Below are 24,873 nucleotides of genomic sequence, written 5' to 3'. Positions count from 1 at the left end.
GCCGCCGCAGCGGCCATAAGCACCCGGCAGAACGTTCCCTCCTCGCCGCACGGCCTCCTTTTCACAGCCCCGCATGACGAAGCTCCGCCCCGTTCCCCTCACCCTTTCCGGCTGCCTTCAGGGCGCCCGCGCCATGCTGCCGCTGATGCCGGGCATCGCCGCCTTCGGCATGGCGTTCGGCGCGGCGTCGGTGCAGAAGGGCTTTTCCTTCGCCGAGGCCAGCCTTTCCAGCGCGCTGGTGTTTGCCGGCCTTGCCCAGATGGTGGCGCTGGAGGGCTGGACGCAGCACTGGAGCGCGGCGACGCTGGTGGCCCTCGGCTTCCTCACCTTCACGGTGAACATGCGCCATGTGCTGATGGCCGCCGCCTTGCGCCCCTGGCTGGGGCCGCTGCCCGCATGGCAATCCTATTGTGCCCTGCTGCTGCTGGCCGACAACAATTGGGCGGCCTCCCTGCGCTACCACGCCGAGGGCGGCGATGATGCCGGCTATTTCGTGGGCTCGGGCTTTCTCACCTGGGTGGTGTGGGTGCTCGCCACCATGGCCGGGCACATCATCGGCGGCGGCATTCCCGATCCGAAAGCCATCGGCATCGACCTGGTGGTGCCGGCCTTCTTCGTCGCCATGCTGCTGCCCAACTGGAAGGGGCGGCGGGAGGCGGTGGGCTGGGGCGTTGCCGCGGCGGTGTCCATCGCCGTGTCGTTCGTGCTGCCGGGCTGGTGGTTCATCGTCATCGGCGCCCTGGCCGGCGCGTTTGCAGGCGGGTTCACCGATGATGGACGTTGACGCCGGCACCCTCGCCGCCATCTGCGTGATGGCGGGGGCCACCGCATTCAACCGCACCGCCGGCTTCCTGCTGATGCGGCTCATTCCGGTCACCCCGCGGGTGCGGCGCGTGCTGGATTGCCTGCCGGGGGCGGTGCTGGTGGCGCTTCTGGCGCCGGGCGTGGTTCACGGGGATGCCGCCATGCTGCTGGGCCTGCTGGCCGCGCTGGTGGCGACGCGGCTCACCCGCAGCGATTTCGCGGCGGTGGTGGCGGCGATGGCGGTGGCGGCAATGGTGCGGCTGCTGGGCTTCTGAGGCGGACCGCTCTCGCGGCCGGCCGGGGCGGGGCAGACGCAAGAGGCGGAACCGGAGACAGCCAGAGCCGCCCGGGGCGCTTCAGCTTGGCGTCCGCATACCCGTGCTGCCCCGCTGTTCGCCCTTGCGGGCAATCCTGACTGGCCACCTTGGCGGTGAACCTTCGCGGGGAACCAGGGAGGGGAACCTTGGCACGGACCTTGGCGGGCGTCTCAGCCGTGGCGCGGGGGCGCGGTCAGCCCGGCGCGCCGGGCTTGGCTGCGGCCTGGGTGCCGGAGGGCGCCGCGGGCGCGGAGGCCGGCATTCCGGGCTCGGCGGGGGCGGCCGGGGCCGGCTTGGGCTTCGGCTTGGGCTTCGGCGCGGTGACGGAACGCACCTGGGCGATGACTTCCTCATGCAGCCGCGGCGACTTCTCGATGTTGAAATGATCGATGGAGCCGATGGCGTTGAGGTTGCGGTTCACCAGGTTGCCGCGGAAGCCGGGCCCGCTGGCGAGGCGCTTTCCGTAGCCGTTGTTGGACTGGTAGTAATTGATGAAATAGCCCGCCGCCGGCCCCACCGAGGTGACACCCACCGGGTCGAAGGTCACCACCAGACGCGCCGAGGTTCCAAGGGCGGTGAGGCGCTGGGCCATCTCGATGGCGGCGTCGGCCCCGAGGGAATGGCCGACGATGATGATGGGCGCATTGCCGTTGGCGCGGCTTTCCGCGGCGGCGGCATCGGCGAGGGACTGCCACTGCCCGTATTCGTGCACGGTGGCCACCACGCCGCGCGAGCTCAGCTTGGTCGCCAGGTCGTCCATGCCTAGGGAGAACACGTTGGCAAGGCCGCGCAGGAGGTAGACATGGCCGCGGGACTGCTGGGCCGCAGCCGGCTTCCCGGCACAAACTACCACGAGGGCTGCGAGCAGCACCGCAATGACGCGCAAGCCAGACTTCATTGTCTCACCGTCCCTGATCCTTGCCGAGTTCTGCCGTCAAATTGCGCCCCGGGCAACTGCGGATTGGTTTCCCGGCGCAGGAACGCAGGGCCGGGGGCGCATTTTCCACAGGCCCGTTGCGCTTCTGCATCATCGGCGGCACGGTATCAGGATAATCCAGTGCGATGGGACGGTGTTCTGTAACCCGCGGTCCCGCTCTGGTTGCAATGCCGGGCGCTTGTGGTACTTCTTGGCCGTGGCAAAGGAGGTATCCGTGGTCCGGGCTCAGCGCATGGTCTTGCGAGACAGTATCGCGCCCGCGCTCTTGCCGTTGTGCAACCTGACCTTCAAATCGGACGACGACCTCCCGCCCCGGCAGCGCAAGCCGCCTGAAGCGCCGCTCGCACGGCCGCCGGGCGGAGTGCTCATGGTGGCGGCGCTCTCCGCGCTGTCCGGCGCCCTCATGGGCCTGCTGCTGGGCGGCTACCTCTCGGTTGCCGCCACCGTCTTCGCCACGCTCCCCGTGGGAATCGCGGTGGGCATCTGGGCGCGCGGCCAGCCGGACTGAGGGTCAGCCCGCAGGCCTTTCGCCCGCCTGTGTTTCGCCCGCCTGGGTGCCGCCGACGAGGAGCACATGCAGGCTGCGCGGGCCATGGGCGCCTAGCAGCAGCGTCTGCTCGATATCGGCCGAGCGCGACGGGCCGGTGATCCAGTTCACCGTCCGCGGCATGAGTCCCGCGCCATAGGCGTCCCGGATGCGCCCCCACACGGTTTCGTAGTCCGCCGCCACGTCGCCGGCGTCCACCACCACCAGATGGTGGTCGGGCAGCAGGTTGAGGGTGCTGGGATTGTCGGGGCCGGAAAGCATCACCAGCGTGCCGGATTCGGCGACGCCGGCGAAGGCGTGGGACAGGCCGGCAAGCTGGCGGCCGTCCGAGGCGCCGATCCACACGTCAAGATTGGGCTCCTGCTCCCAGGGCAAGGCGGCGAGTCGCGGGTCCGCGCCGCGCAGGATGGTCATGGGCAGGTTGCGCCCGCGCAGATAGGCGGCAACGGCCGAGGGCACGGACGCGGCCGCGGGCAGATGGTCGATGCTGGCCGCCGCCGCCGCCACCATGTCCTTGAACAGGGTGATGCGCGCGGCCGCCGGAATTTGTGCGCGGGCGGGCACCAGCCCGCGCGGGTGGCCGGCGAGCCGGTCGGACACCTCCTGGCGGCGCGGCGCTTCGGTGGAGGAGACGCCCAGCGCCCGGCGCACCGAGGCAAACACCACATCGCGGGAAGAGGTCATCGGGCGTCTCCCGTGCTGCCGGCCGCGGCGGCGCGGCGTTCCGCTTCCGCCGCCTTGCGGGCGCGCCACTGGGCCTGGAAGGTGTCGCCCTGCGGGGCGGGGAAGGCGCGATGCCGCGTCCAGCCGCCCGCCAGCGGCAGCGACGCGAAGCGCCCCTTGCGCCGCCCGGCGAAGGCCAGCGCCGCCATGGCAAGGCGCGTCGCCGGCCGGTAGAGCCAGCCGCGCCGGGCGAAGAAGCCCCATACCGCCAGGCCGTAGCGCTGCGGCGCCGGGGTCAGGTGGCGCTCGAATTCCTTCTCCCGCCAGTGCCGCATGAGCTTGGGCAGGGGAATGCGCACCGGGCACACCTCCTCGCAGCGGCCGCAGAAGGTGGAGGCGTTGGGCAGGTTCGCGCCCTTCTCGATGCCGATCAGCGAGGGCGTGAGCACCGCGCCCATGGGGCCGGGATAGACCCAGCCGTAAGCGTGGCCGCCCACCGCATGGTAGACCGGGCAATGGTTCATGCAGGCGCCGCAGCGGATGCAGCGCAGCATCTCGCGCAGCTCGCCGCCGAGCATCCCCGAACGGCCGTTGTCGAGGATCACCACGTGATATTCGCCTGGCCCGTCCACGTCGTCCGCCCGGCGCGGGCCGGTGGAGAAGGTGGTGTAGACGCTCATCTCCTGCCCGGTGGCGGAGCGGGCGAGCACGCGCAGCAGCTGGCTCACATCCTCCAGCGTCGGCACCAGCTTTTCCAGCGATGCGAGCACGATATGGGCCTTGGGCAGGGTCTGGGTGAGGTCGCCATTGCCCTCGTTGGTGACGATGATGGAGGTTCCCGTCTCCGCCACCAGGAAATTGGCGCCGGTGATGCCCACGTCCGCCGCCAGGAACTTCTGGCGCAGCTCGCCCCGCGCCTCGGCCAGCAATGCCGTGGGCTCGGAGAGGTTGCGCTCCGGCGGCAGATGGGCGTGCACCCGGCGGAAATCCTCTTCCACCTGCTCCTTGTTGAGGTGGATGGCGGGGGCGATGATGTGGGAGGGCGCCTCGCCGCGGATCTGGATGAGATATTCGCCGAGGTCGGTTTCCACCGGCACGATGCCGGCGGCGTCGAGGTGGTCGTTGAGGCCGATCTCCTCGGAGATCATGCTCTTGCCCTTGGTCACCGTGCGCGCGCCGAGGCGCTTGCAGATGGCGGTGATGATGTCGCGCGCCTCGGCGGCGTCCACGGCGAAATGCACGTGGCCGCCGGCCTCCTTCACCCTGGCCTCGTAGCGCTCCAGATAGAGGTCGAGGTGGGCCAGCGTGTGGTTCTTGATGTCCCGCGCCGAGTCGCGCAGGGCTTCGAATTCCGGCAGCTTCGCCGCCGCCGCCGCGCGCTTGCCGATGAAGCCGGGGCCGACCTTGGAGAGGGCGGCCTGCAGCGGCGCGTCGGCGAGGGCGTGCCGGGCATTGTCCTTGAAGCGGGGGGAGGTGATATCGACGCTCACGTCCGGTCCCCCCGGGTGCGTCCGGTCGCTGCGGCGGGCGCTTCGCCGATGGCGGCGTCGGCACCCATGCCGGCCAGCACCTCGGCCACGTGGCGCACGGCCACGCGGTGGCCCTGGCGCTGCAGCTTGCCCGCCATGTTCATGAGGCAGCCGAGGTCGCCGGCCAGCAGGGTGTCGGCACCGGTGGCGACGATGTTCGCGGCCTTCTTCTCGACGATGGCGTTGGAGATGTCCGGGTACTTCACGCAGAAGGTGCCGCCGAAGCCGCAGCAGGTGTCTGCGTCCTGCATCTCCACCAGGTTCAGCCCCTCCACCGTGGCGAGCAGCCGGCGCGGCTGCGCCTTCACCCCCAGCTCCCGCAGGCCGGAGCAGCTGTCATGGTAGGTGGCGGTGCCGGCATAGGCAGCGTCCACGCCCGAGAGGCCGCGTACGTCCACCAGGAACGAGACCAGCTCGTAGACCTTGGCGCAGAAGCGGGCGACCCGCAGGGTGAAATCCGGCTCGCCGGCGAACAGCTCGGGATAATGGGTCTTGATCATGCCGGCGCAGGAGCCGGAGGGCACCACCACATAATCGAAATTCTCGAACGCCGTGATCACCTGCTCCGCCAGGGCGCGGGTGGTGGCGCGGTCGCCGGAATTGAAGGCGGGCTGGCCGCAGCAGGTCTGGCGCGGAACGTCCACCTCGCAGCCGGCCTGCTCCAGCAGGGTCGCCGCGGCGAAGCCCACGGAGGGGCGGATGGTGTCCACGAGACAGGTGCAGAACAGGCCCACCCGCGGCGGGTGGGGCACCGCATCGAACGACGGCTGGACGGTCATGGCTACCCGGGCGTTGTTGCGGAGAATGTGCGCCTGCCGCGGACGGCGGCGCCACTTTTAAAACGTTCTATAGCACCGCCGCCCGGCGGGTGAAATGGCGCGCCTGCGCATTCCCCTCATCCGCGCCTATCCCGGCTCCACCACCAGCCGCGCGCCGGGGCGCAGCCGGGCGAGCAGGCGCAGGAGATCGGCGCGGCGCAGCGCCACGCAGCCTTCGGTGGCGGAAAAGCCGGGGCGGGCAAGATGGATGAACACGGCGGAGCCCCGCCCCGCCACCCGGGGCCGGCTGTTGTGGTCGAGCACCAGGACGAGATCATAGAGGTCGTCCGCGCGCCACATGCGCTCGTGGGAGACCGGCCGCCCGCCGCCGAGTGGCAGGGTGACCGGGCGGTTGTAGCGACGGTCCGTGCGGTCGTCGCACCAGCCGTCCGCCGGCCGGGTCCGCCGGCAGGGCAGGCGCGTCATCGGGCGGGGGCCATGGTCGGCGCGGTAGCGCAGCTCGCGGATGCGCCATGTTCCCGCCGGAGTTCGCCCATCCCCTTCGCGCTTGTCGAAGGCGGTCCCCGATCGTCCGATGGCCACCGGCAGGCCTTGGCCGGCGCAGAGAAGCAGCCCCATATGGCGGCAGCCGGGACGCCGGCGCACGACGATTCGCGAGATGCCCACAGGATATCGACCCCTCATGACGTAATAAAATACCTATTCATCGTTGTCCGCAGGTGGAAATTTGCGCGGACGCATGGACATGCTGTACTTGCGCGATTCGCGCACCCGCAAGGGTGCAGGAGGATTAGATGGCCAATGCGTGGAAAATCCTGGTGGTCGAGGACGACCCGGAGCTGCGCGACGCCCTGATCGAGCAACTCGCCCTTCAGGACGAATTCGAGCCGGTGCCCGCCGAAACCGCCGCCGCCGCCCTCGAACTGGCGAAGAACGGGGCGATCGACCTCGTCATCATGGACGTGGGCCTGCCGGACATGGACGGCCGCGACGCGGTGCGCCAGATGCGCCGCTCGGGCTTCAAGGCCCCCATCCTCATGCTGACCGGGCACGACACCGACAGCGACACCATCATGGGCCTGGAGGCCGGCGCCAACGATTACATCGCCAAGCCCTTCCGCTTCGCCGTGCTGCTGGCGCGCCTGCGGGCGCAGATGCGCTCCCACGAAGCGAGCGAGGATGCGGTGTTCGCCATCGGCCCCTATTCCTTCCGCCCCGGCGCCAAGCTGCTGCTCACCGAGCGCGGCTCCAAGATCCGCCTGACGGAGAAGGAGACGGCGATCCTGCGCTACCTCTACCGCGCCGGGAAGACGCCGGTGCCGCGCGAGACGCTGCTGCAGGAGGTCTGGGGTTACAATTCCGGCGTGACGACGCATACTCTGGAAACCCACATCTACCGCCTCCGCCAGAAGATCGAGCCCGACCCCTCCAATCCGACGCTGCTTGCCACTCAGGCCGGAGGCTACAAGCTCGTTCCCTGAACCTGAAGGCGCGCCGCCCCCGGCCGCCACCATCGAGGAAACCCATTCGGTGAGCATAGAGAAGGACATCGCGCTGCTTCGGGGCGTCGCCACCTTCGACATGCTCAGCGCTGAAGCCCTGCGCATCATCGCCATCAGCGCCGAGGAGCGCCATCTGGCGGCGGAGGAAGTGCTCTTTCGCAGGGGCGAGACCGCCGACTGCGCCTATGTGGTGGTGTCGGGCCGGGTCGATCTGGTGGACGACCGCAAGAGCGACGCCCCGCGCGTGCTGCATGTGGCGGGACCGGGCGCGCTCCTCGGGGAGACGGCCCTCATCGTCGCCACGCCGCGACCCACCTCGGCGGTGGCGAGCGAACCCACCGTGGTGATGCGCATTGCCCGCTCCACCTTCGTGCGCATGCTGGAAAGCTTCCCGGACGCCACCGCCAAGCTGCGCCGCTCCATCGCCAAGCGGCTGGAGGACACCATCCGCGCCCTCGACAACGTGCGGGCGAAGCTGGAGGACCAGCGCCAGCACCGCCGCCGCTGACGGCACCCGGGCCAAGGTTCAGTCCGGCGCCCGCAGCCGGTAGCCGACGCCGGTCTCGGTGCGGATGTAGCGCGGCTGCTCGGGGTCGTCCTCCAGCTTCTGGCGCAGCTGGCGCACATAGACCCGCAGGTGCTGCACGTCCTGCGCATTGCCCCACACCTTCTGCATGATGAAGGCGTGGGTGAGCACCTTGCCCGCGTGCTGGATCATCACCCGCAGGATGTCGTACTCCTTGGGCGAGAGCTTCACCTCGCTCTCGCGCACCCTGACGATGCGGCGCACCAGATCGACGCTGAGGTCGCCGGTGCGGAAGGCCGGCCGCTCGCCCTGCTGCTGCAGCCGGTGGCGCAGGGCGACGCGGATGCGGGCGATGAGCTCGTTCATGCCGAACGGCTTCGTCACATAATCGTCGGCGCCGATGTCGAGCGCCTCGACGATGCCGGGCTCGTCGGTCCGGCTGGACAGGATCACCACCGGCGCATCCAGCCCGCTGCTGCGCCAGTGCCGCAGCAGGTCCTGGCCGGACATGTCCGGCAGGCCGAGGTCGAGGAGCACGAGGTCGGGCCGCTGCGCCGCCGCGGCGGCCTGCGCTTCGGCGGCGGTGGCCGCGCCGGTCACCTCGTAGCCCTGGGTGCCGAGGCCGGCGATGAGCAGCCGGCGGATGGGCGGCTCGTCGTCCACCACCAGGATGCGGACGGGGGCGGGGCTCATGCCTGGGTCTCCGGCACCGGCTCGGCCGCATCGGCGGTGACCGGCATCTCGATGCGGAAGCGGGCGCCCGGTCCGCCGGGGCGGTCGGACACGGTGACGGTGCCGCCCATGGCCTCCACGAAGCCGCGGCAGATGGCAAGGCCGAGCCCGGTGCCCGCCCGCACCTGGTCCGCCTTGCGCACGCGGTAGAAGGGATCGAACACCCGCTCGCGCTCGTCCGCGGGGATGCCGGGGCCCTCGTCGTCAATCTCGATCACCACCGCATCCGGCTGCCGCACCGCGCGGATGCCCACCACCGAGCCGATGGGAGCGTATTTGGCGGCATTGTCCAGGAGGTTGAACAGCACCTGCTCGAACAGCACCGGGTCGAGCCGCAGCATGGGCAGGTCGGGGGCGATGTCGATGGTCACCAGATGGTCCTTCAGGATGGCCTCCGCCCGGCGCAGCGCGCTGCCCACCACCTCGGACACGTCGTGGAAGCTCGCATTGGGCGCCACCGCGCCGGATTCCAGGCGCGTCATGTCGAGCAGGTTGGCGATGAAGCGGTTCAGCCGCTGGGCCTCCTCCTCGATGGTGGCGAGCAGGTCGGCGCGCTGCCGCTCCGCCAGCGCGCCGGAGAAGCTGCGCAGCGTGCCGGCGGCACCGAGGATGGAGGCGAGCGGGGTCTTCAGATCGTGCGAGATGGAGGTGAGCAGCGCCGAGCGCAGCCGGTCGGTCTCCGCCGCAAGGCGGGCCGCCTCGATGTCGCCGGCAAGGTTCACCCGCTCGATGGCCAGCGCCGCCTGGTCCGAGAGAGCATCGAACAGGCGGCGCTGCTCCGGCGACAGGAGGGGGCCCTCCTTGTCCCGGTCGATGCCGATCACCCCCACGGCGCCGCGCCCCGTGCGCATGGGCAGGAACAGGCGCCGGGCACCCGGCAGGGTGTCGGCGTCGCGGCCGGCGGCGCGGTTGTTCTCGAACGCCCATTTGGCGGCGGCGACATCGGCGGCGTCCAGCACGTCCTCCGGCGGGTAGCCGGCCCGCACCGAAATGCTGCCGTCCTCCGGCAGCAGCGCCACCACCCGCACCTTCAGCATGGATGCGATCTGGAACACGGTGGCCCACAGAAGGTCGTCCAGCGCGCCCACGCCGGCGAGCTTCTTGGCGAACAGGTAGAGGTCCTCGGTGGTCTTCGCCCGCGCCCGCGCGGCCAGGGCCTGGGCGCGCACCCGCGCGGTGAGGTTGCTGGCGATGACGGCGACGACGAGGAAGAAGAACAGCGCGACCACATTCTCGGGGTCGGTGATGGTGAAGGTATAGAGCGGCGGGATGAAGAAGAAATTGAACGCCAGCATCCCCGCCACCGAGGCGAAGAGCGCCGGCCACAGGCCGGACTGCACCGCGGCCACCAGCACCCCGGTGAGGAAGACCAGGGCGATGTTCTGCACCGCGAGGATGCGTTGGAGGGCGAAGCCCACCAGCGTCGCCAGGGCGACGATGCCGAGGGTGGCCGCATAGGCCCGCGCCGTGCGGACATCGGCGGCAGCCGCGCGCCCGCCCGGGGTCGCCGGCGCGCCCTCCGCCGCCTCGCCGGCAATGACATGGACCGAGATGTTGCCCGCCGCCCGCACCAGGTCATGCACCACGGAGCCATGCAGGATCTCGAACCAGCGGGAGCGGTCCGACTTGCCGATGACCACGTGGGTGACATTGCTGGCGCGGGCATAGGCGATCACGTCGTCCGCCACCCGGCTGCCGGGAATGTTCACCGCCTCGCCGCCCAGGCGCTCGGCGAGGCGCAGGGTTTCGGCGATGCGGTCCCGCTGCGCCTCGCCGAGCCGCAGGCTGCGCGCGGTCTCCACGTAGAGCGCGGTCCAGGGCGCGCGCAGGCGGTCGGCGAGGCGCTTGGCATAGCGCACCAGGCCGGCGCTGCGCGGGTCCTCGCTGACGCACACCACCACCCGTTCGCCCGCCGCCCATGGGCCGGAAATGGCGTGGGCCTTCATGTGGGAGAGCAATTGCTCGTCCACCCGCTGGGCGGTGCGCCGCAGCGCCAGCTCGCGCAGGGCGGTGAGATTGCCGGGGGAGAAGTAATTCTCCATGGCCCGCCGCGCCGTCTCGCGGAAGTAGACCTTGCCGTCCTTCAGCCGCTGGATCAGGTCGTCGGGGGTCAGGTCGATGAGCTCGATGTCGTCGGCCCGGTCGAGGATGGCGTCGGGCACCGTCTCGCGCACCCGCACCCGGGTGATCTGGGCGATGACGTCGTTGAGGCTTTCCAGGTGCTGGATGTTGAGGGTGGTGTAGACGCTGATGCCGGCGGCGATCAGTTCCTCCACGTCCATGTAGCGCTTGGCGTGGCGGCTGCCGGGGGCGTTGGTGTGGGCCAGCTCGTCCACCAGGACGAGGCCGGGCCGGCGCGCGAGGATGGCGTCGAGGTCCATCTCGTCGAGGGTGCGGCCGCGGTGGGCGGTGCGGCGGCGGGCGACGACCTCCAGCCCCTCGATGAGGGCTTCGGTCTCCTTGCGGCCGTGGGTTTCCACCACGCCGATCACCACGTCGGTGCCGTCCGCCTTGCGGGCGCGCGCGGCGCTCAGCATCTCGTAGGTCTTGCCGACGCCCGGGGCGGCGCCGAGGAAGATCTTCAGCCGGCCGCGGGTCTCCCGCTCGGCGGCTTCCAGCAGAGCCTCCGGTGACGGGCGCTTTCCGCCGTTTCCGTCTTCGGCCATGGTGATCCCTCGCCTTGTCGCATTACCGCGCCGGCCGCGTCCCCGCAACGTGGCCGGCGCACGCCTCAGCGCCGGGGCAGGGCGTCGAGGGCGAGGTTGAGGGCCAGCACGTTCACCCTCGGCTCGCCCAGCACGCCGAGGGTACGGTCTTCCACCCGGGCCTCCACCAGGGCCTTCACCGCATCGGGCGCAAGGCCGCGGGCCCTGGCGACGCGCGGCACCTGGAACAGGGCGGCCGCGGGCGTGATGTGCGGGTCGAGGCCGCTGCCGGAGGTGGTCACGAGATCCACCGGCACCGCCGCGGAGGGATTTTCCGCCTTGAGCCGGTCGAGGTCGGCGCTCACCCGCTCCACCAGGGCCGGGTTGGTGGGACCAAGGTTCGAGCCCATGGAGTTGGACGCATTGTAGGGCTGCGGCACGCTCTTGGCCGGGTCGGCCGGATCGGCGCCGGTGGTGGCGGAGGGGCGGGGGTGGAAATAGCCCTCCCCGGTGAAGGCCTGGCCCACCAGGGCCGAGCCGATCACGGTCCCGTTCTTCTCCACCAGGCTGCCATTGGCCTGGACCGGAAACAGCGCCTGCGCCGCGCCGGTCATGGCGAGGGGGTAGGCAAGGCCGGTGATGGCCGCGAGCAGCACGGCGAGCACCAGGGCGGGGCGGAGTTCGTTCAGCATGGAAGCATCTCCTCAGACGAGGTGAAGGGCGGTCACGGCAAGGTCGATCACCTTGATGCCGGCGAAGGGCACCAGGATGCCGCCGAGGCCGTAGACCAGCAGGTTGCGCTTCAGCAGCGCGCCCGCCCCGATGGGACGGAACCGCACGCCGCGCAGGGCGAGCGGGATCAGCGCGATGATGATCAGCGCGTTGAAGATGATGGCCGAGAGGATGGCGCTCTGCGGCGAGGCGAGGCCCATCACGTTCAGGGCCCCGAGCTGCGGGTAGAAGGCCACGAACATGGCCGGGATGATGGCGAAATACTTCGCCACGTCGTTGGCGATGGAGAAGGTGGTGAGCGAGCCGCGCGTCATCAGCAGCGCCTTGCCGATCTCCACGATCTCGATGAGCTTGGTGGGGTCGCTGTCCAGATCCACCATGTTGCCGGCCTCGCGGGCGGCCATCGTGCCGGTGTTCATGGCCACGCCCACATCCGCCTGGGCCAGCGCCGGGGCATCGTTGGTGCCGTCGCCGCACATGGCCACCAGCTTGCCCTTGGCCTGCTCGTCGCGGATCAGCTTCAGCTTGGCCTCCGGCGTGGCCTGGGCGAGGAAGTCGTCCACCCCCGCCTCGGCGGCGATGGCGGCGGCGGTGAGCGGGTTGTCGCCGGTGATCATCACCGTGCGGATGCCCATGCGCCGGAGCTCGGCGAAGCGCTCGCGGATGCCGCCCTTCACGATGTCCTTCAGCTGGATGATGCCCAGGAGGCGCCCGTCCCGGGCGACGGCGAGGGGGGTGCCGCCGGCCTTGGCCACGTCGTCGGCAATGGCGGTCAGCTCGCGCACCGCCTCGGACACCCCGCGGTTCTGCAGCGAGGCGACGATGGCGTCCACCGCGCCCTTGCGCACCGAGCTGCCGCCCACGTCCACCCCGCTCATGCGGGTCTGGGCGGTGAAGGGCACGAAATGGGCGTCGAGGCCGGCCATGTCGCGGGCCCGCAGGCCGTGCTTCTCCTTCGCCAGGACCACGATGGAGCGGCCTTCCGGCGTCTCGTCGGCGAGGGACGCGAGCTGCGCCGCATCGGCCAGCTCCTCCTCGCCGACCCCGCGCAGGGGCAGGAACGCCGCCGCCTGCCGGTTGCCCAGGGTGATGGTGCCGGTCTTGTCCAGAAGCAGCGTGTCCACGTCGCCGGCCGCCTCCACCGCGCGGCCGGACATGGCCAGCACGTTGAAGCGCACCAGGCGGTCCATGCCGGCGATGCCGATGGCGGAGAGCAGGGCGCCGATGGTGGTGGGGATGAGCGTCACGAACAGCGCCACCAGCACCACCACGGAGATGGAGCCGCCGGCATAGGCGGCGAAGCTGGGAATGCTGGCCGTGGCGAACAGGAAGATGAGCGTCATGCCCGCGAGCAGGATGTTGAGGGCGATCTCGTTCGGCGTCTTCTGCCGCTCGGCGCCCTCCACCAAAGCGATCATGCGGTCGAGGAAGGTGGCGCCGGCTGCCGCCGTGATGCGCACCTTCAGCCAGTCGGACACCACGGTGGTGCCGCCGGTGACGGCCGAACGGTCGCCGCCGCTCTCGCGGATCACCGGCGCGCTCTCGCCGGTGATGGCCGCCTCGTTCACCGAGGCCACGCCCTCCACCACCTCGCCGTCGGAGGGGATGATATCGCCGGCCTCCACCAGCACCACGTCACCCACCTTCAGGCTGGTGCCGGGCACGGTGCGAAAGCCGGTGCCCGCCGGGCTGGCGAGCAGCTTCGCCGATGTCTCGGTGCGGGTGCGCCGCAGGGATTGCGCCTGCGCCTTGCCGCGCCCCTCCGCCACCGCCTCGGCGAAATTGGCGAACAGCACGGTGAACCAGAGCCACAGGATGATCTGGAAGGAAAAGCTAAGGCCGCTCCCGCCGGTGGCGAGGTCGCGCAGGAACAGCACGGTGGTGAGGAGCGCGACCGCCTCCACCACGAACATCACCGGATTCTTCACCATCGTCCGCGGGTCGAGCTTGCGGAACGAGGCGCCGATGGCCGGCACCAGGATGGAGGCATCAAGCAGGCTTGTCGTATGCGACTTCGCCATGGGGGGAACTCCCGAAATGTTGCAAAGGGGTGTCGCGGGCGGCGGCGATCAGCCGCCCGCCCCGAAGGTCTGGCCGGCGATGGCGGCGAGGTGCTCCACGATCGGTCCGAGGGACAGGGCCGGGAAGAAGGTGAGGCCGCCCACGATCAGGATCACGCCCACCAGCAGGCCCACGAACAGGCCGCCGTCGGTGGGGAAGGTGCCGGCGGAGGCGGGCACCTTCTTCTTCTGTGCCAGCGCGCCGGCCAGCGCCAGCGCCGGCACGATCATGAAGAAGCGGCCGAGGAACATGGCGATGCCGAGGGTGACATTGTAGAAGGGCGTGTTGCCGGTGAGCCCGCCGAACGCCGAGCCGTTGTTGGCCGCCGCGGACGTGTAGGCGTAGAGGATCTCCGAGAAGCCGTGCGGCCCCGGATTGGCGATGGAGGCCACCGCGTTCGGCAGCACCGTCGCCAGGGCGGTGAAGCCCAGCATCACCAGGGGCAGCACCAGAATGGCCAGCATGGCCATCTTCACTTCCTTCGCCTCGATCTTCTTGCCCACATATTCCGGCGTGCGCCCCACCATGAGGCCGGCGACGAACACCGCCAGCACCACGAACAGCAGCATGCCGTAGAGGCCCGCGCCCACGCCGCCCACGACGATCTCGCCCAGCTCCATGTTGATGAGCGGGATCATGCCGCCGAGCGCCGTGAAGCTGTCGTGCATGGCGTTCACCGCGCCGCAGGAGGCGGCGGTGGTGATGGTGGCGAACAAGGCGGACAGGACGATGCCGAAGCGCACCTCCTTGCCTTCCATGTTGCCGCCGGTGAGCCCCAGCGCGTTCAGCGCCGGCGTGCCGGAGGCTTCCGCCCAATAGGCCACCGCGACGCCTGCAAGGAACAGGAGGCCCATGGCGGCGAGGATGGCCCAGCCCTGCCGCTCGTCCCCCACCATGCGGCCGAACACGTTGGTCAGCGCCGCGCCCAGCGCGAAGATGGACACCATCTGCACGAAGTTGGACAGGGCGGTGGGATTCTCGAACGGGTGGGCGGCATTGGCGTTGAAGAAGCCGCCGCCATTGGTGCCCAGCATCTTGATGGCCACCTGCGAGGCCACCGGGCCGAGGGCGATGGACTGCCTGGCGCCCTCCAGCGTGGTGGCGTCCACCGTGGCGCCCAGGGTCTGGGGCATGCCCTGCCACACCAGGAACAGGGTGTAGAGGATGCAGATGGGCAGGAGCACGTAGAGCGTGGTGCGGGTGAGGTCCACCCAGAAATTGCCCACGGTGCGCGCCGACTGGCGGGAGAAGCCGCGGATCATCGCCAGCGCAAGGGCGATGCCGGTGGCCGCCGACAGGAAGTTCTGGTGGGTGAGGCCCAGCATCTGCGTGAGGTAGGACATGGTCCCCTCGCCGCCGTAATTCTGCCAGTTGGTGTTGGTGACGAAGCTCACCGCCGTGTTGAAGGCAAGCTCCGGCGGCACCGCCGCCATGCCCTGCGGGTTGAGGGGCAGCACATCCTGGAAGCGCAGCAGCGCATAGAGCAGGGCGATGCCGGCCACGTTGAACAGGAGCATGCCCAGCACATAGGAGAGCCAATGCTGCTCGCGCGCCGGATCGACGCCGGCGAGCTTGTAGAGCCCCCCTTCCACGGGACCGAGGACGGGGGACAGGAGCGTGCGTTCGCCGGAGAACACGCGCGTCATGTAGCCGCCCAGCGGCCGCGCGAGGGCCAGGACGACGGCGCAGAACAGCGCGATCTGGATGAAGCCGTTGGCTGTCATGGGAGCGTTCCTCCTCAGAACCGCTCGGGGCGCAGCAGCGCGAAGGTGAGGTAGAAAAGAAGCGCGGCCGCCACCAGGCCGCCGAGGGCGTAATCAAGTGTCATCATGTGTCTCCCCGACCCATGGGCATGCGCCCGCCGCGCGGGGTGCGGGGCGGGAGCCTGTGGGCCTCAGGCAGGGCCCGGGGGATCGCGGGGGGCGGTCCGTCCGGCAGCCGTTTCGCTGTTCAGGTCAGGAGCCGGTTCCGGCTCGTGCGACGCGTCGGGACCGCACGCGGGTCAGAGCTGTTCGCAGGCATAGGCATAGCCTATGGCCGCGGCGGCGAGGATGGCGACCAGCGCCACCAGCAGAATGTCGAGCATCAAGGTGCCTTCAGCTGCCCCCGGGGCGTCCGGGCCGCGGGGTTCGCCGCTGAAGGTGGCAGGTGGGGCATAGGGAATCGAGACGGATCGCACGCCGCCCATATAGGAATTTTATAAAGACCCGCCGCCGCAGCCTCATGGGCCGTTGGTCACGCCCGCGCGGCCCCTGGGCTCAGGCGGCGGCCAGCAGCGGACCGGCGGCGGCGGCGAGGGCCACCACCAGCAGCGGCGGCGCCTTCCATACGGTCAGCAGCAGGAAGCCGGCGAGGGCGGCGGCGAAGTCCGGCGGGCCGAACACGGCGCCGGTGAACACCGGGCTGTAGAGCGCGGCCGCAAGAATGCCCACAACGGCGGCATTGGCGCCGCGCATGGCGGCCTGCGCCCGGCTGCGCCGCCGCAGCCCGTCCCAGAAGGGCAGGATGCCGGCCACCAGCAGCAGTCCCGGCAGGAACACCGCCACCAGGGCGATGGCGGCGCCGGCCACACCGTTGGGCGGCGGGCCCATCACCGCGCCGAGATAGGCGGCGAACGTGAAGAGCGGTCCCGGCACTGCCTGGGCGAGGCCGTAGCCGGCGAGAAAGGTTTCCGGCGAAACCCAGCCGGGCGCCACCACCTGCGCCTGGAGCAGAGGCAGCACCACATGCCCGCCCCCGAACACCAGCGCGCCCGAGCGGTAGAAGGCATCGAACACGGCGACGCCCTGGAACGCGGTGCCTGAGGCGAGAAGCGGCGGCAGCACCAGCAGCGCGGCGAAGAGCGCGAGCAGGGCGGCGCCGAGACGCGGGGAAAGGGAAAAGCGCAGGCGCATCGCGCCGGCCGGTGGCGCATGGCCGTCGCGGCACAGCACCAGCCCCGCCGCGGCGCCGAGGCCGATGGCGCAGATCTGGGCGAAGGCCCCGCCGGCGAAGGCGGCAAGCCCGACCGCGGCGAGGGCGATGGCCGCGCGCGGCCGGTCGGGCGTGAGGTTCCGCGCCATGCCCCACACCGCCTGCGCCACCACCGCCACCGCCACCAGCTTCAGCCCGTGCAGCACGCCGTCGAGGGTCGGCCCGGCCACGGCGGGCGCGGCGAGGGCGAAGGCCAGCAGCGCCAATGCGGAGGGCAGGGTGAAGCCGGCCCAGGCGGCCAGCCCGCCGGGCAGCCCGCCCCCGCGCAGGATGCCGAGGGCGAAGCCGAGCTGGCTCGATGCCGGCCCGGGCAGGAACTGGCACAGGGCGACGAGATCGCCATAGGCTTCGTCGTCCAGCCATTTCCGGCGCAGCACGAAGGCGTCGCGGAAATAGCCCAGGTGGGCGATGGGCCCGCCGAAACAGGTGAGGCCGAGCTTCAGGAAGGCGAGGAAGACTTCGCCCGGCGTGCCTTGCGGGTCTTCCCTCGTGCCGTCGGCCTGCTGGACCATGGATCACCCCCGCTGCCTGCGGGGGTGGATGTCATTGCGACGGGCCGGCCGTCAAGGCCCGCGGCCGCCGGCCGGCATCATTCTGCCGGCTGCGCCACCGGCACCCGGCCGGTCTCAAGCTCGTCCTCCAGGGAGAAGGGCGCGCCGGAGAGGGCGCGCGCCAGCTGCCCCTTGTCCAGCTCGCCTTCCCAGCGGGCGACGACGATGGTGGCCACCGCATTGCCGATGAAGTTGGTGATGGCCCGGCATTCCGACATGAAGCGGTCGATGCCGAGGATGAGGGCCAGGCCCGCCACCGGCACCGAGGGCACCACCGACAGGGTGGCCGCAAGGGTGATGAAGCCCGCCCCGGTGATGCCCGCCGCGCCCTTGGACGAGAGCATGGCCACCAGTAGCAGCAGGACCTGTTCCTCCAGCGACAGATGGATGCCGGTGGCCTGGGCGATGAACAGGGCGGCCAGCGTCATGTAGATGTTGGTGCCGTCCAGGTTGAACGAATAGCCGGTGGGGATGACGAGGCCCACCACCGACTTGGCGCAGCCGGCCCGCTCCATCTTCAGCATGAGGCCGGGCAGGGCCGCCTCCGACGAGGAGGTGCCGAGCACCAGCAGCAGTTCTTCCCGGATGTAGCGCAGGAGCTTCCACAGGGAAAATCCATTGTAGCGCGCCACCGCGCCCAGCACTGCAAAGATGAACAGCGCCGAGGTGATGTAGAAGGTGAGGATCAGCATGGCAAGGTTCGCCACCGAGCCGATGCCGTACTTGCCGATGGTGAAGGCCATGGCGCCGAACGCGCCGATGGGTGCCGCCTTCATGACGATGGCCACCAGGCGGAACATGGCCTGGGACAGGGAGTTGAACAGCGTCATCACCGGCTGGCCGAGATCGCCGATGCTGCCGAGCGCGATGCCGAACAGCACCGAGAAGAACAGCACCTGCAGGATGTCGCCCGAGGCATGGGCCGACACCGGCGTGGCCGGGATGATGTTCATCAGAAAGGCGATGATGGACGAATCGTGGGCCTTCGCCGCATAGCCCGCCACCGCCTTGGGATCGAGGCTGGCCGGGTCGATGTTGAGGCCGGCGCCCGGCTGCACCACATTGGCGACGATCAGGCCGATGATGAGGGCAAGGGTGGAGAAGCTGAGGAAATAGATCATGGCCTTGCCGGCCACCCGGCCGACCTTGGCAAGGTCGCGCATGCCGGCAATGCCGGTGACCACGGTGAGGAAGATCACCGGCGCGATCACCATCTTCACCAGCTTGATGAAGGCGTCGCCGAGGGGCTTCAGGCTGGCGCCGAGGTCCGGGTAGAAATGGCCGAGCAGGCAGCCCGCCACGATGGCGAACAGCACCTGGAAATAAAGGTGATGATAGAATTTGCGCGGGCGCATCGGCACCGCGACCGGAATGGCATGGGCCATTGGAGAGTTCCTCCGCCGGGGCCGTGGTGCCTCTTCAGCTGGGCACTTCGGGCGCCGGATGCTTCGTTGTGGGGCCGGCGCAGGGGCGCCGTGGACGCTCCCTCCTGCGCAAGCTGCATGCCAGTTCCGCACGCTCCGCGGGGCGTCCATATCTATCTGTGGATATTGGAGAAAATGGCGTACGGCGCGGCCGGGGCTCGACATGACGTGCGGATTGCTGCACTCTGGCCCGGAATGCGTGCGGAAAGTCGCACAGATTTGATCCGAGGGTCACGATGTGAGCGCCGCCGGGGATGCAGGAGGCGGGAGGGGCGGGAGCGGGCGCATCGTCGCCGGCATGGTCCTTGCCGCCTGTGCCCTCGCCATCCTGTTCAGCCTCGATCGCTTCGCCGACCATGCCGCCCGGCGCTGGGCTCTCGCCGAGGTGGAGGCCCGGGCGCAGACAGCGGCGGCGCTCCGGGTGGCGGTGCTGCGCAGCGAGATCGAGAAGCAGCGCTCCCTGCCCTTCGCTCTGGCCCAGGACCCGGATGTCCGCCGCGCCCTGCAGACCCGCGACCCCCGGCTCTATGCCGCGCTCAGCGCCCGGTTCGAGGCGCTGGCGTCCGGGGTCCGCGCCGGCGTCATCTATCTCATCGACGCCGACGGCCACACGGTGGTGGCAAGCAACTTCCGCACCCCGGAGAGCTTCCTCGGGTCGGACTACGGCTTCCGGCCCTATTTCCGCCTGGCCCTGGCGGACGGGCAGGCGGAGCATTTCGCCTTCGGCACCGTCAGCCACAAGCCCGGCCTCTATCTGGCGCAGCGGGTGGAGCATGATGGCGCGCCGCTGGGGGTGCTGGTGCTGAAGGCCGAGTTCGCGGCCATCGAGGAGGCATGGCGCCAGCTGCCGGAGCCCACCTTCGTCACCGATGCCCGCCACATCGTCCTCATCGCCAGCGAGCCGGCCTTCCGCTTCCGCACCACCGCGCCCCTCGACGAGGTGGAGCGCGCGGCCATCCGCGAAAGCCTGCAGTTCGGCGACGCGCCCCTCGACCTCATCGACCTTGCCCCGGTGCCCGGCGACCCTCGGGTGAAGCAGGTGCGCCTGCCGGGGGAGGCGCGGCGGGAAACCTTCCTGGAAGCCGCCCAGAGCGTGCCCACCACGGACTGGACCTTGTTCGTGCTCGCCCCCACCGCCGCCACCACCGGCCTTGCCGCCACCGCGGCGCGGGCTTCCGCCGCTCTGCTCGGCGTCGTCGCCCTCGGCTCCGCCGGCCTGTGGCGCTCCCGCCGCCGTCGCCGCGCCCGCGCCGAGGCGCGGCAGGCGGCGGCCCGGCGCGATCTGGAGGCGCGGGTCGCCGAGCGCACGGCCGAGCTGAGCGCCGCCAATGCCCGCCTCGTGACCGAGATGGAGGAGCGCCGCCTCGCCCGCCTCGCCCTCGATGCCATGCAGGACGAGCTGGTGCAGGCGAGCAAGCTCGCCCTGCTCGGCCAGATCGCCGCCGGCGTCGCCCACGAGGTGAACCAGCCGGTGGCGGCCATCCGCACCTTCGCGGAGAATTCCCGCACCTTCCTCGATCGCGGCGACACCCGCTCGGCGGCGCAGAACCTCGACACCATCGCCGCCCTCACCGAGCGCATCGGCACCATCACCGGCGAATTGCGGGCCTTCGCGCGCAAGTCCGAAGGCCGGGCCGAGCCGGTGGCGGTGGGCACCGCCTTGGATGGCGCCTTGCTGCTGCTGCGCTTCCGCCTCATCAAGAGCGATATCGCCCTCCACCTGGCGCTGGATGCGCCGCAGGCCAGGGTGGCGGTGGACCGGGTGCGGCTGGAGCAGGTGTTCGTCAACCTCATCCAGAATGCGGCGGAAGCGCTGTCCGGGCGCGCCGACGGCGAGATCCGCATCACCGGCGTCAGCGATGCCGCGCGGGTGGTCATCACCGTGGCCGACAACGGGCCGGGGCTGCCGGCCCATGTGCTCGGCGCCCTGTTCCTGCCCTTCACCACCACCAAGCCGCAGGGGCTGGGGCTCGGGCTCGTCATCTCCCACGACATCATCGCCGAATGCGGCGGGTCGCTGGCGGTGGAGAACCGCGGCGGCGCCGTCTTCACCATCACGCTGCCCCGGGCGCAGGAGGAGGCCCGATGAGCGACGTCGCCTTCATCGACGACGACGAGGTGCTGCGCGTCGCCAATGTGCAGGCGCTGATGCTGGCCGGGCTTTCCGTCGTGTCCTTCTCGTCCGCCGTGGCGGCGCTGGAGGAGATCGACCAGACCTTCCCCGGCGTGGTGGTGAGCGACGTGCGCATGCCGCGCATCGACGGGCTGGAATTGTTCCGCCGGCTGAAACGCTGCGATGCGGACCTGCCGGTGATCCTCGTCACCGGCCACGGCGACATCGCCATGGCGGTGGATGCCATGCGCGAGGGGGCCTACGATTTCCTCGCCAAGCCCTATGCCTCCGAGCGGCTCATCACCAGCGTGCGCCACGCCCTCGACAAGCGCCGGCTGGTCTTGGAGAACCGCGAGCTGCGCCGCAGCGTGGAGGCGGCGCGCGAGGACCTGCCGCTGCTCGGCTCCACCCCGGTGATGGAGCGCCTGCGCCAGATGCTGCACCAGATCGCCGATGCCGACGTGGACGTGCTGGTGGAAGGCGAGACCGGATCGGGCAAGGAGGTGGTGGCCCATGCCCTCCACCGCTGGAGCCGGCGGGCGCCGCGTCCGCTGGTGACGGTGAATTGCGGCGCGCTGCCGGAAACCGTCATCGAGAGCGAGCTGTTCGGCTACGAGGCCGGCGCCTTCACCGGGGCGCTGAAGAAGCGGGTGGGGCGCATCGAGCACGCCAATGGCGGCACCCTCTTCCTCGACGAGATCGAGGCCATGTCGCCGGCCCTGCAGGTGAAGCTGCTGCGGGTGCTGGAGGCGCGCGAGATCGCCCCCCTCGGCACCAACGAGACGCGCCGCGTGGACATCCGCGTGGTCGCGGCCTCCAAGGTGGACCTGCCCGCGCTGGTGCGCCAGGGCAGCTTCCGGGAGGATCTTTATTACCGCCTGCATGTGGCCGCGGTGCGCATTCCCGCCCTGCGCGAGCGGCGGGCGGACGTGCCGCTGCTGTTCGGCCATTTCCTTGCCCGGGCGGCGGAACGTTTCCGCCGGCCGCCGCCGCCGGTGGATGCCGACGTGCGCCGGCACCTTGCCACCCACGACTGGCCGGGCAATGTGCGCGAGCTGGTGCATTATGCCGAGCGGGTGGCGCTGGGGCTGGCGGAGACGGCGCCGCAGGCCCTGCCCCCCGCCGCTGCCGGCCCGCTGCCGGAGCGGGTGGACGCCTTCGAGGCGGCTGAGATCCGCCTGGCCCTCGCCGCCCATCAGGGCGACGTGCAGGCCACGGTCGCCGCCCTCGGCCTTCCGCGCAAGACCTTCTACGACAAGCTGCGCCGCCATGGCATCGACCAGTCCGCCTACCGCTCGCCGCGGGGGCGCACGCCGGCCGACTGAGCGCCGCCACCTCCCGGGTGGCGCCCCGTCACGCCTCTTCGAAGATGCTCGCGCCGTGCTCGGCCCCGCCCACCGCGGCGCGGAAGGCGGCGAACAGTTCGCGCCCCACCCCCGCATGGTTGCCGGTGAGGTCGGCGCGGGCAGCCGGCCGCGCCGCCCATTCGGCGGCCGGCACCAGGGCTTCCAGCCGGCCGGACACCGCATCCACCCGAACCAGATCGCCGTCACGGATCTTCGCGATGGCGCCGCCGTCCACCGCTTCCGGCGTCACATGGATGGCGGCGGGCACCTTGCCCGAAGCGCCGGACAGGCGGCCGTCGGTGACGAGGGCCACCTTGTGCCCGCGGTCCTGCAGCACGCCCAGGGGCGGCATCAATTTGTGCAGCTCCGGCATGCCGTTGGCCTTGGGACCCTGGAACCGCACCACCGCCACGAGATCGCCGGTCAGCGCTCCGGCCTTGAACGCCGCCTGCAGCTCCTCCTGGGAATGGAAGATGCGGGCGGGGGCCTCGATGACGTGCCGCTCGGGCGCCACGGCCGAGGTCTTGATGACGGCGCGGCCGAGATTGCCGTCCAGCACCTTCAGCCCGCCTGTGGCCTGGAACGGGGCGGCGCCGCCGCGCAGCACCTTTTCATCGCCGCTGGCGGCCGGGCCGTCGCGCCAGGAGAGGCTGCCGTCCGCCGCCAGCACCGGCTCGCGCGTGTAGGCGTCGAGCCCGGTGCCGAGGATGGTCTGCGCATCGGGATGCAGCAGGCCCGCGCCCAGAAGTTCGCGGATGACGAAGGCCATGCCGCCGGCGGCGTGGAAGTGGTTCACGTCCGCCGCGCCGTTGGGATAGACCCGGGCGAGCAGGGGCGTCACCTCGGCCAAAGCCGAGAAATCGTCCCAGCTCAGCACGATGCCCCCCGCCGCCGCCATGGCCACCAGGTGGAGGGTGTGGTTGGTGGAGCCGCCGGTGGCATGCAGCCCGACGATGCCGTTCACGAACGCCCGCTCGTCCAACATCCGGCCGGCGGGGATATAGTCGTTGCCCAGCGCGGTGATGGCCAGCGCGCGCTGGGCGGCGGCGCGGGTGAGGGCATCGCGCAGCGGCGTGTCCGGCGTCACGAAGGAGGCGCCGGGCAGGTGCAGGCCCATGATCTCCATGAGCATCTGGTTGGTGTTGGCGGTGCCGTAGAAGGTGCAGGTGCCCGGGCCGTGGTAGCTTTGGGATTCCGCCTCCAGCAGCGCGTCGCGTCCCACCTTCCCCTCGGCGAAGAGCTGGCGGATCTTCGATTTCTCATCGTTGGGCAGGCCGCTGGTCATGGGCCCGGAGGGGATGAACACCGCCGGCAGGTGGCCGAAGGACAGGGCGCCGATGACAAGGCCCGGCACGATCTTGTCGCAGATGCCGAGGAACACGGCCGCATCGAAGGTCTGGTGGGACAGGGCGACGGCGGTGGAAAGGGCGATGACCTCGCGGGAGAACAGGGACAGTTCCATGCCTGCCTCGCCCTGGGTGATGCCGTCGCACATGGCCGGCACGCCGCCGGCCACCAGCGCCACGCCGCCCGCCTCCCGCGCGGCTTCGCGCAGCAGGTCCGGGTAGCGCTCATAGGGCCGGTGGGCGGACAGCATGTCGTTATAGGCGGTGACGATGCCGAGGGCGGCGCCTTGCCCCGCCCGCAGCATGGCCTTGTCGGAGGGGCCGCAGGCGGCGAAGCCGTGGGCCTGGTTGGCGCAGCCCAGCGCCTGGCGCTGGGGCGCCCGGGCCGCCGCGGCGGCAATGCGCTCCAGATAGCGCCCCCGGCGCTCCCGGCTGCGCTCGACGATGCGCTGCGTGACCTCGCCGACACGGGCGTTGAGGGGGGGCTGTGCGACCATCGCGGTTCTCCTGCGGGGCTGGCATGGGCTGGCGGCGCCGACCCGTGGGGACCGGCGCGAGGCGCGGGTTCAGATCGCGCAACGATCCGGCGGGTGCAACGGTTTCCTTCTGCACAAGCGGCGGGGAGAGGGATGCTCGAAGGTCGCCGTGACGGCGTGCACCCGCGCAGGTCCGGTGCGGGGCGATTCTGGCGCGCCGGAGGCCGGGAGGGCAAGCCCATTCGCATCGGCGTGCCGCGGCTGCCCTTGCCGCGGCGATCATCGGCACCAAGATGGTGGCTCGCGCGCGTCGCCGCCATCTTGGTCTTGCCGATGCGCGCCGGGCCATCTCCGGCTGCTGCCGGGCCTGTGGCAGATGCTGGTGGGCCTTGGCATCTTCGCCGCGCTGCGCAGGCTGCCGCGCGCCATGGCCCCGGCCGGCACCTTCTATGTGCTGGCGGGGCTGCTGGTCACCGCGCAGGCGCAGGTGGCGCGATGGGTTGGGGGGCGGCATCGCGCAGAAGAAGGTGGTGCGATGGGTTGGGGGGCGGCATCGCGCAGAAGAAGGTGGTGCGATGGGTTGGGGGGCGGCATCGCGCAAAAAGAGGTGGCGCGATGGGTTGGGGGGCGGCATCGCGCAAAAAGAGGTGGTGCGGGCGGTCGGACTCGAACCGACATATCCGTGAGGACGGCGGATTTTGAGTCCGCTGCGTCTACCAATTCCGCCACGCCCGCATTCTGCCGCCCATGGCCGCCGGTGCGCGCCGCGCCGGCCGGGGCAGTTGCCCCCTTCGGCGGCTCAGGGCCACTTCCTCCTGCCCGCGTGGCACGGGCCGAAGCACCATCCTGCCTATAGCGAGAAGGCCCGCC

General features: G+C 70.7%; 22 protein-coding genes and 1 tRNA gene. 7 read left to right on the top strand and 16 right to left on the bottom strand.

All coding sequences use genetic code 11. The features are described from left to right. The first annotated feature begins 73 nt into the window (after nt 1-73). Both ACI7BZ_RS04240 and ACI7BZ_RS04235 read left to right on the top strand, forming a co-directional pair. Nucleotides 74-784 carry an AzlC family ABC transporter permease gene (locus tag ACI7BZ_RS04240; RefSeq protein WP_414115950.1) on the top strand — a complete coding sequence of 237 codons (711 nt, stop codon included), beginning with the start codon at nt 74-76 and terminating at the stop codon, nt 782-784. Beyond that, complete coding sequence (locus tag ACI7BZ_RS04235; protein WP_414115949.1) at nt 771-1,079, top strand: branched-chain amino acid transport AzlD family protein; 309 nt, start codon at nt 771-773, stop codon at nt 1,077-1,079. The genes ACI7BZ_RS04240 and ACI7BZ_RS04235 overlap by 14 nt, the downstream gene beginning before the upstream one ends. Nucleotides 1,080-1,314: 235 nt before the next feature. Here ACI7BZ_RS04235 and ACI7BZ_RS04230 read toward each other — a convergent pair whose 3' ends face one another. Continuing rightward, complete coding sequence (locus tag ACI7BZ_RS04230; protein WP_414115948.1) at nt 1,315-2,019, bottom strand: thioesterase domain-containing protein; 705 nt, start codon at nt 2,017-2,019, stop codon at nt 1,315-1,317. A gap of 406 nt (nt 2,020-2,425) precedes the next feature. Here ACI7BZ_RS04230 and ACI7BZ_RS04225 point away from each other — a divergent pair, with 406 nt between their 5' ends. Continuing rightward, nucleotides 2,426-2,566, top strand: a complete 141-nt coding sequence (locus ACI7BZ_RS04225; RefSeq protein WP_414115947.1) for a hypothetical protein — start codon at nt 2,426-2,428, stop codon at nt 2,564-2,566. Between the two features lie 3 nt (nt 2,567-2,569). Here ACI7BZ_RS04225 and ACI7BZ_RS04220 read toward each other — a convergent pair whose 3' ends face one another. From ACI7BZ_RS04220 to ACI7BZ_RS04205, 4 genes are all read right to left on the bottom strand, one after another. Then, nucleotides 2,570-3,289 (bottom strand): LutC/YkgG family protein, encoded by a 720-nt coding sequence (locus ACI7BZ_RS04220; RefSeq protein ID WP_414115946.1) that lies wholly within the window; start codon nt 3,287-3,289, stop codon nt 2,570-2,572. Beyond that, nucleotides 3,286-4,758: a LutB/LldF family L-lactate oxidation iron-sulfur protein gene (locus ACI7BZ_RS04215; RefSeq protein ID WP_414115945.1), complete on the bottom strand. Its 1,473-nt coding sequence runs from the start codon at nt 4,756-4,758 to the stop codon at nt 3,286-3,288. The genes ACI7BZ_RS04220 and ACI7BZ_RS04215 overlap by 4 nt, the downstream gene beginning before the upstream one ends. Then, nucleotides 4,755-5,576 (bottom strand): (Fe-S)-binding protein, encoded by an 822-nt coding sequence (locus tag ACI7BZ_RS04210; RefSeq protein WP_414115944.1) that lies wholly within the window; start codon nt 5,574-5,576, stop codon nt 4,755-4,757. Before ACI7BZ_RS04210 ends, ACI7BZ_RS04215 begins: the two co-directional genes overlap by 4 nt. A 126-nt stretch (nt 5,577-5,702) precedes the next feature. Beyond that, nucleotides 5,703-6,194, bottom strand: coding sequence for a L,D-transpeptidase family protein (locus tag ACI7BZ_RS04205; protein WP_414115943.1), 492 nt, complete (start codon nt 6,192-6,194; stop codon nt 5,703-5,705). A 176-nt stretch (nt 6,195-6,370) separates the two neighbouring features. Here ACI7BZ_RS04205 and ACI7BZ_RS04200 point away from each other — a divergent pair, with 176 nt between their 5' ends. Beyond that, a complete protein-coding gene (locus ACI7BZ_RS04200) occupies nt 6,371-7,057 on the top strand; it encodes a response regulator transcription factor (RefSeq protein ID WP_414115942.1) in 687 nt (228 codons plus the stop codon). Nucleotides 7,058-7,106: 49 nt separating this feature from the next. Beyond that, on the top strand, nt 7,107-7,586 hold the full coding sequence (locus ACI7BZ_RS04195; RefSeq protein ID WP_414115941.1) for a cyclic nucleotide-binding domain-containing protein: 480 nt from the start codon (nt 7,107-7,109) through the stop codon (nt 7,584-7,586). 18 nt (nt 7,587-7,604) lie between these two features. Here the strand turns inward: ACI7BZ_RS04195 and ACI7BZ_RS04190 are convergent, their stop codons facing one another. The 9 genes from ACI7BZ_RS04190 to ACI7BZ_RS04150 all read right to left on the bottom strand — a co-directional run bounded on the left by ACI7BZ_RS04190 (nt 7,605) and on the right by ACI7BZ_RS04150 (nt 18,683). Further along, nucleotides 7,605-8,297, bottom strand: coding sequence for a response regulator transcription factor (locus ACI7BZ_RS04190; RefSeq protein WP_414115940.1), 693 nt, complete (start codon nt 8,295-8,297; stop codon nt 7,605-7,607). After that, the gene (locus ACI7BZ_RS04185) at nt 8,294-11,002 is read right to left on the bottom strand and encodes a DUF4118 domain-containing protein (RefSeq protein ID WP_414115939.1); all 2,709 of its coding nucleotides are present in this window, start codon (nt 11,000-11,002) and stop codon (nt 8,294-8,296) included. Before ACI7BZ_RS04185 ends, ACI7BZ_RS04190 begins: the two co-directional genes overlap by 4 nt. Before the next feature lie 65 nt (nt 11,003-11,067). Further along, nucleotides 11,068-11,673 carry a K(+)-transporting ATPase subunit C gene (locus ACI7BZ_RS04180; RefSeq protein WP_414115938.1) on the bottom strand — a complete coding sequence of 202 codons (606 nt, stop codon included), beginning with the start codon at nt 11,671-11,673 and terminating at the stop codon, nt 11,068-11,070. A gap of 12 nt (nt 11,674-11,685) precedes the next feature. Beyond that, nucleotides 11,686-13,734 (bottom strand): potassium-transporting ATPase subunit KdpB, encoded by a 2,049-nt coding sequence (kdpB, locus tag ACI7BZ_RS04175; protein ID WP_414115937.1) that lies wholly within the window; start codon nt 13,732-13,734, stop codon nt 11,686-11,688. A 48-nt stretch (nt 13,735-13,782) separates the two neighbouring features. Beyond that, nucleotides 13,783-15,498 carry a potassium-transporting ATPase subunit KdpA gene (kdpA, locus tag ACI7BZ_RS04170; RefSeq protein ID WP_414115936.1) on the bottom strand — a complete coding sequence of 572 codons (1,716 nt, stop codon included), beginning with the start codon at nt 15,496-15,498 and terminating at the stop codon, nt 13,783-13,785. Between the two features lie 14 nt (nt 15,499-15,512). Beyond that, a complete protein-coding gene (locus ACI7BZ_RS04165; protein WP_414115935.1) occupies nt 15,513-15,605 on the bottom strand; it encodes a K(+)-transporting ATPase subunit F in 93 nt (30 codons plus the stop codon). Nucleotides 15,606-15,776: 171 nt separating this feature from the next. After that, on the bottom strand, nt 15,777-15,962 hold the full coding sequence (locus tag ACI7BZ_RS04160) for a hypothetical protein (protein ID WP_414115934.1): 186 nt from the start codon (nt 15,960-15,962) through the stop codon (nt 15,777-15,779). A 70-nt stretch (nt 15,963-16,032) separates the two neighbouring features. Next, nucleotides 16,033-17,259, bottom strand: coding sequence for a chromate efflux transporter (gene chrA / locus ACI7BZ_RS04155; RefSeq protein WP_414115933.1), 1,227 nt, complete (start codon nt 17,257-17,259; stop codon nt 16,033-16,035). Between the two features lie 77 nt (nt 17,260-17,336). Then, entirely contained in the window at nt 17,337-18,683 is a 1,347-nt protein-coding gene (locus tag ACI7BZ_RS04150; RefSeq protein ID WP_414115932.1) for a dicarboxylate/amino acid:cation symporter, read from the bottom strand. A gap of 337 nt (nt 18,684-19,020) precedes the next feature. On the opposite strand from ACI7BZ_RS04150, the gene ACI7BZ_RS04145 reads away from it, so the two are divergent. Together ACI7BZ_RS04145 and ACI7BZ_RS04140 are read left to right on the top strand one after the other, a co-directional pair. Beyond that, entirely contained in the window at nt 19,021-20,811 is a 1,791-nt protein-coding gene (locus ACI7BZ_RS04145) for a sensor histidine kinase (RefSeq protein ID WP_414115931.1), read from the top strand. After that, nucleotides 20,808-22,160: a sigma-54-dependent transcriptional regulator gene (locus ACI7BZ_RS04140; protein ID WP_414115930.1), complete on the top strand. Its 1,353-nt coding sequence runs from the start codon at nt 20,808-20,810 to the stop codon at nt 22,158-22,160. The genes ACI7BZ_RS04145 and ACI7BZ_RS04140 overlap by 4 nt, the downstream gene beginning before the upstream one ends. Before the next feature lie 28 nt (nt 22,161-22,188). On the opposite strand, the gene edd is transcribed toward ACI7BZ_RS04140, so the two are convergent. Both edd and ACI7BZ_RS04130 read right to left on the bottom strand, forming a co-directional pair. Beyond that, nucleotides 22,189-24,024 (bottom strand): phosphogluconate dehydratase, encoded by a 1,836-nt coding sequence (gene edd / locus ACI7BZ_RS04135; RefSeq protein WP_414115929.1) that lies wholly within the window; start codon nt 24,022-24,024, stop codon nt 22,189-22,191. A 627-nt stretch (nt 24,025-24,651) separates the two neighbouring features. Continuing rightward, nucleotides 24,652-24,738 (bottom strand) — tRNA-Leu (locus ACI7BZ_RS04130). Nucleotides 24,739-24,873: the final 135 nt, after the last annotated feature.

The sequence above is a fragment of the Xanthobacter sp. AM11 genome (genome assembly GCF_047444035.1).
In the GTDB taxonomy this organism is placed as follows: domain Bacteria; phylum Pseudomonadota; class Alphaproteobacteria; order Rhizobiales; family Xanthobacteraceae; genus Xanthobacter.
This window is presented reverse-complemented; position numbering and strand designations above follow the sequence as displayed.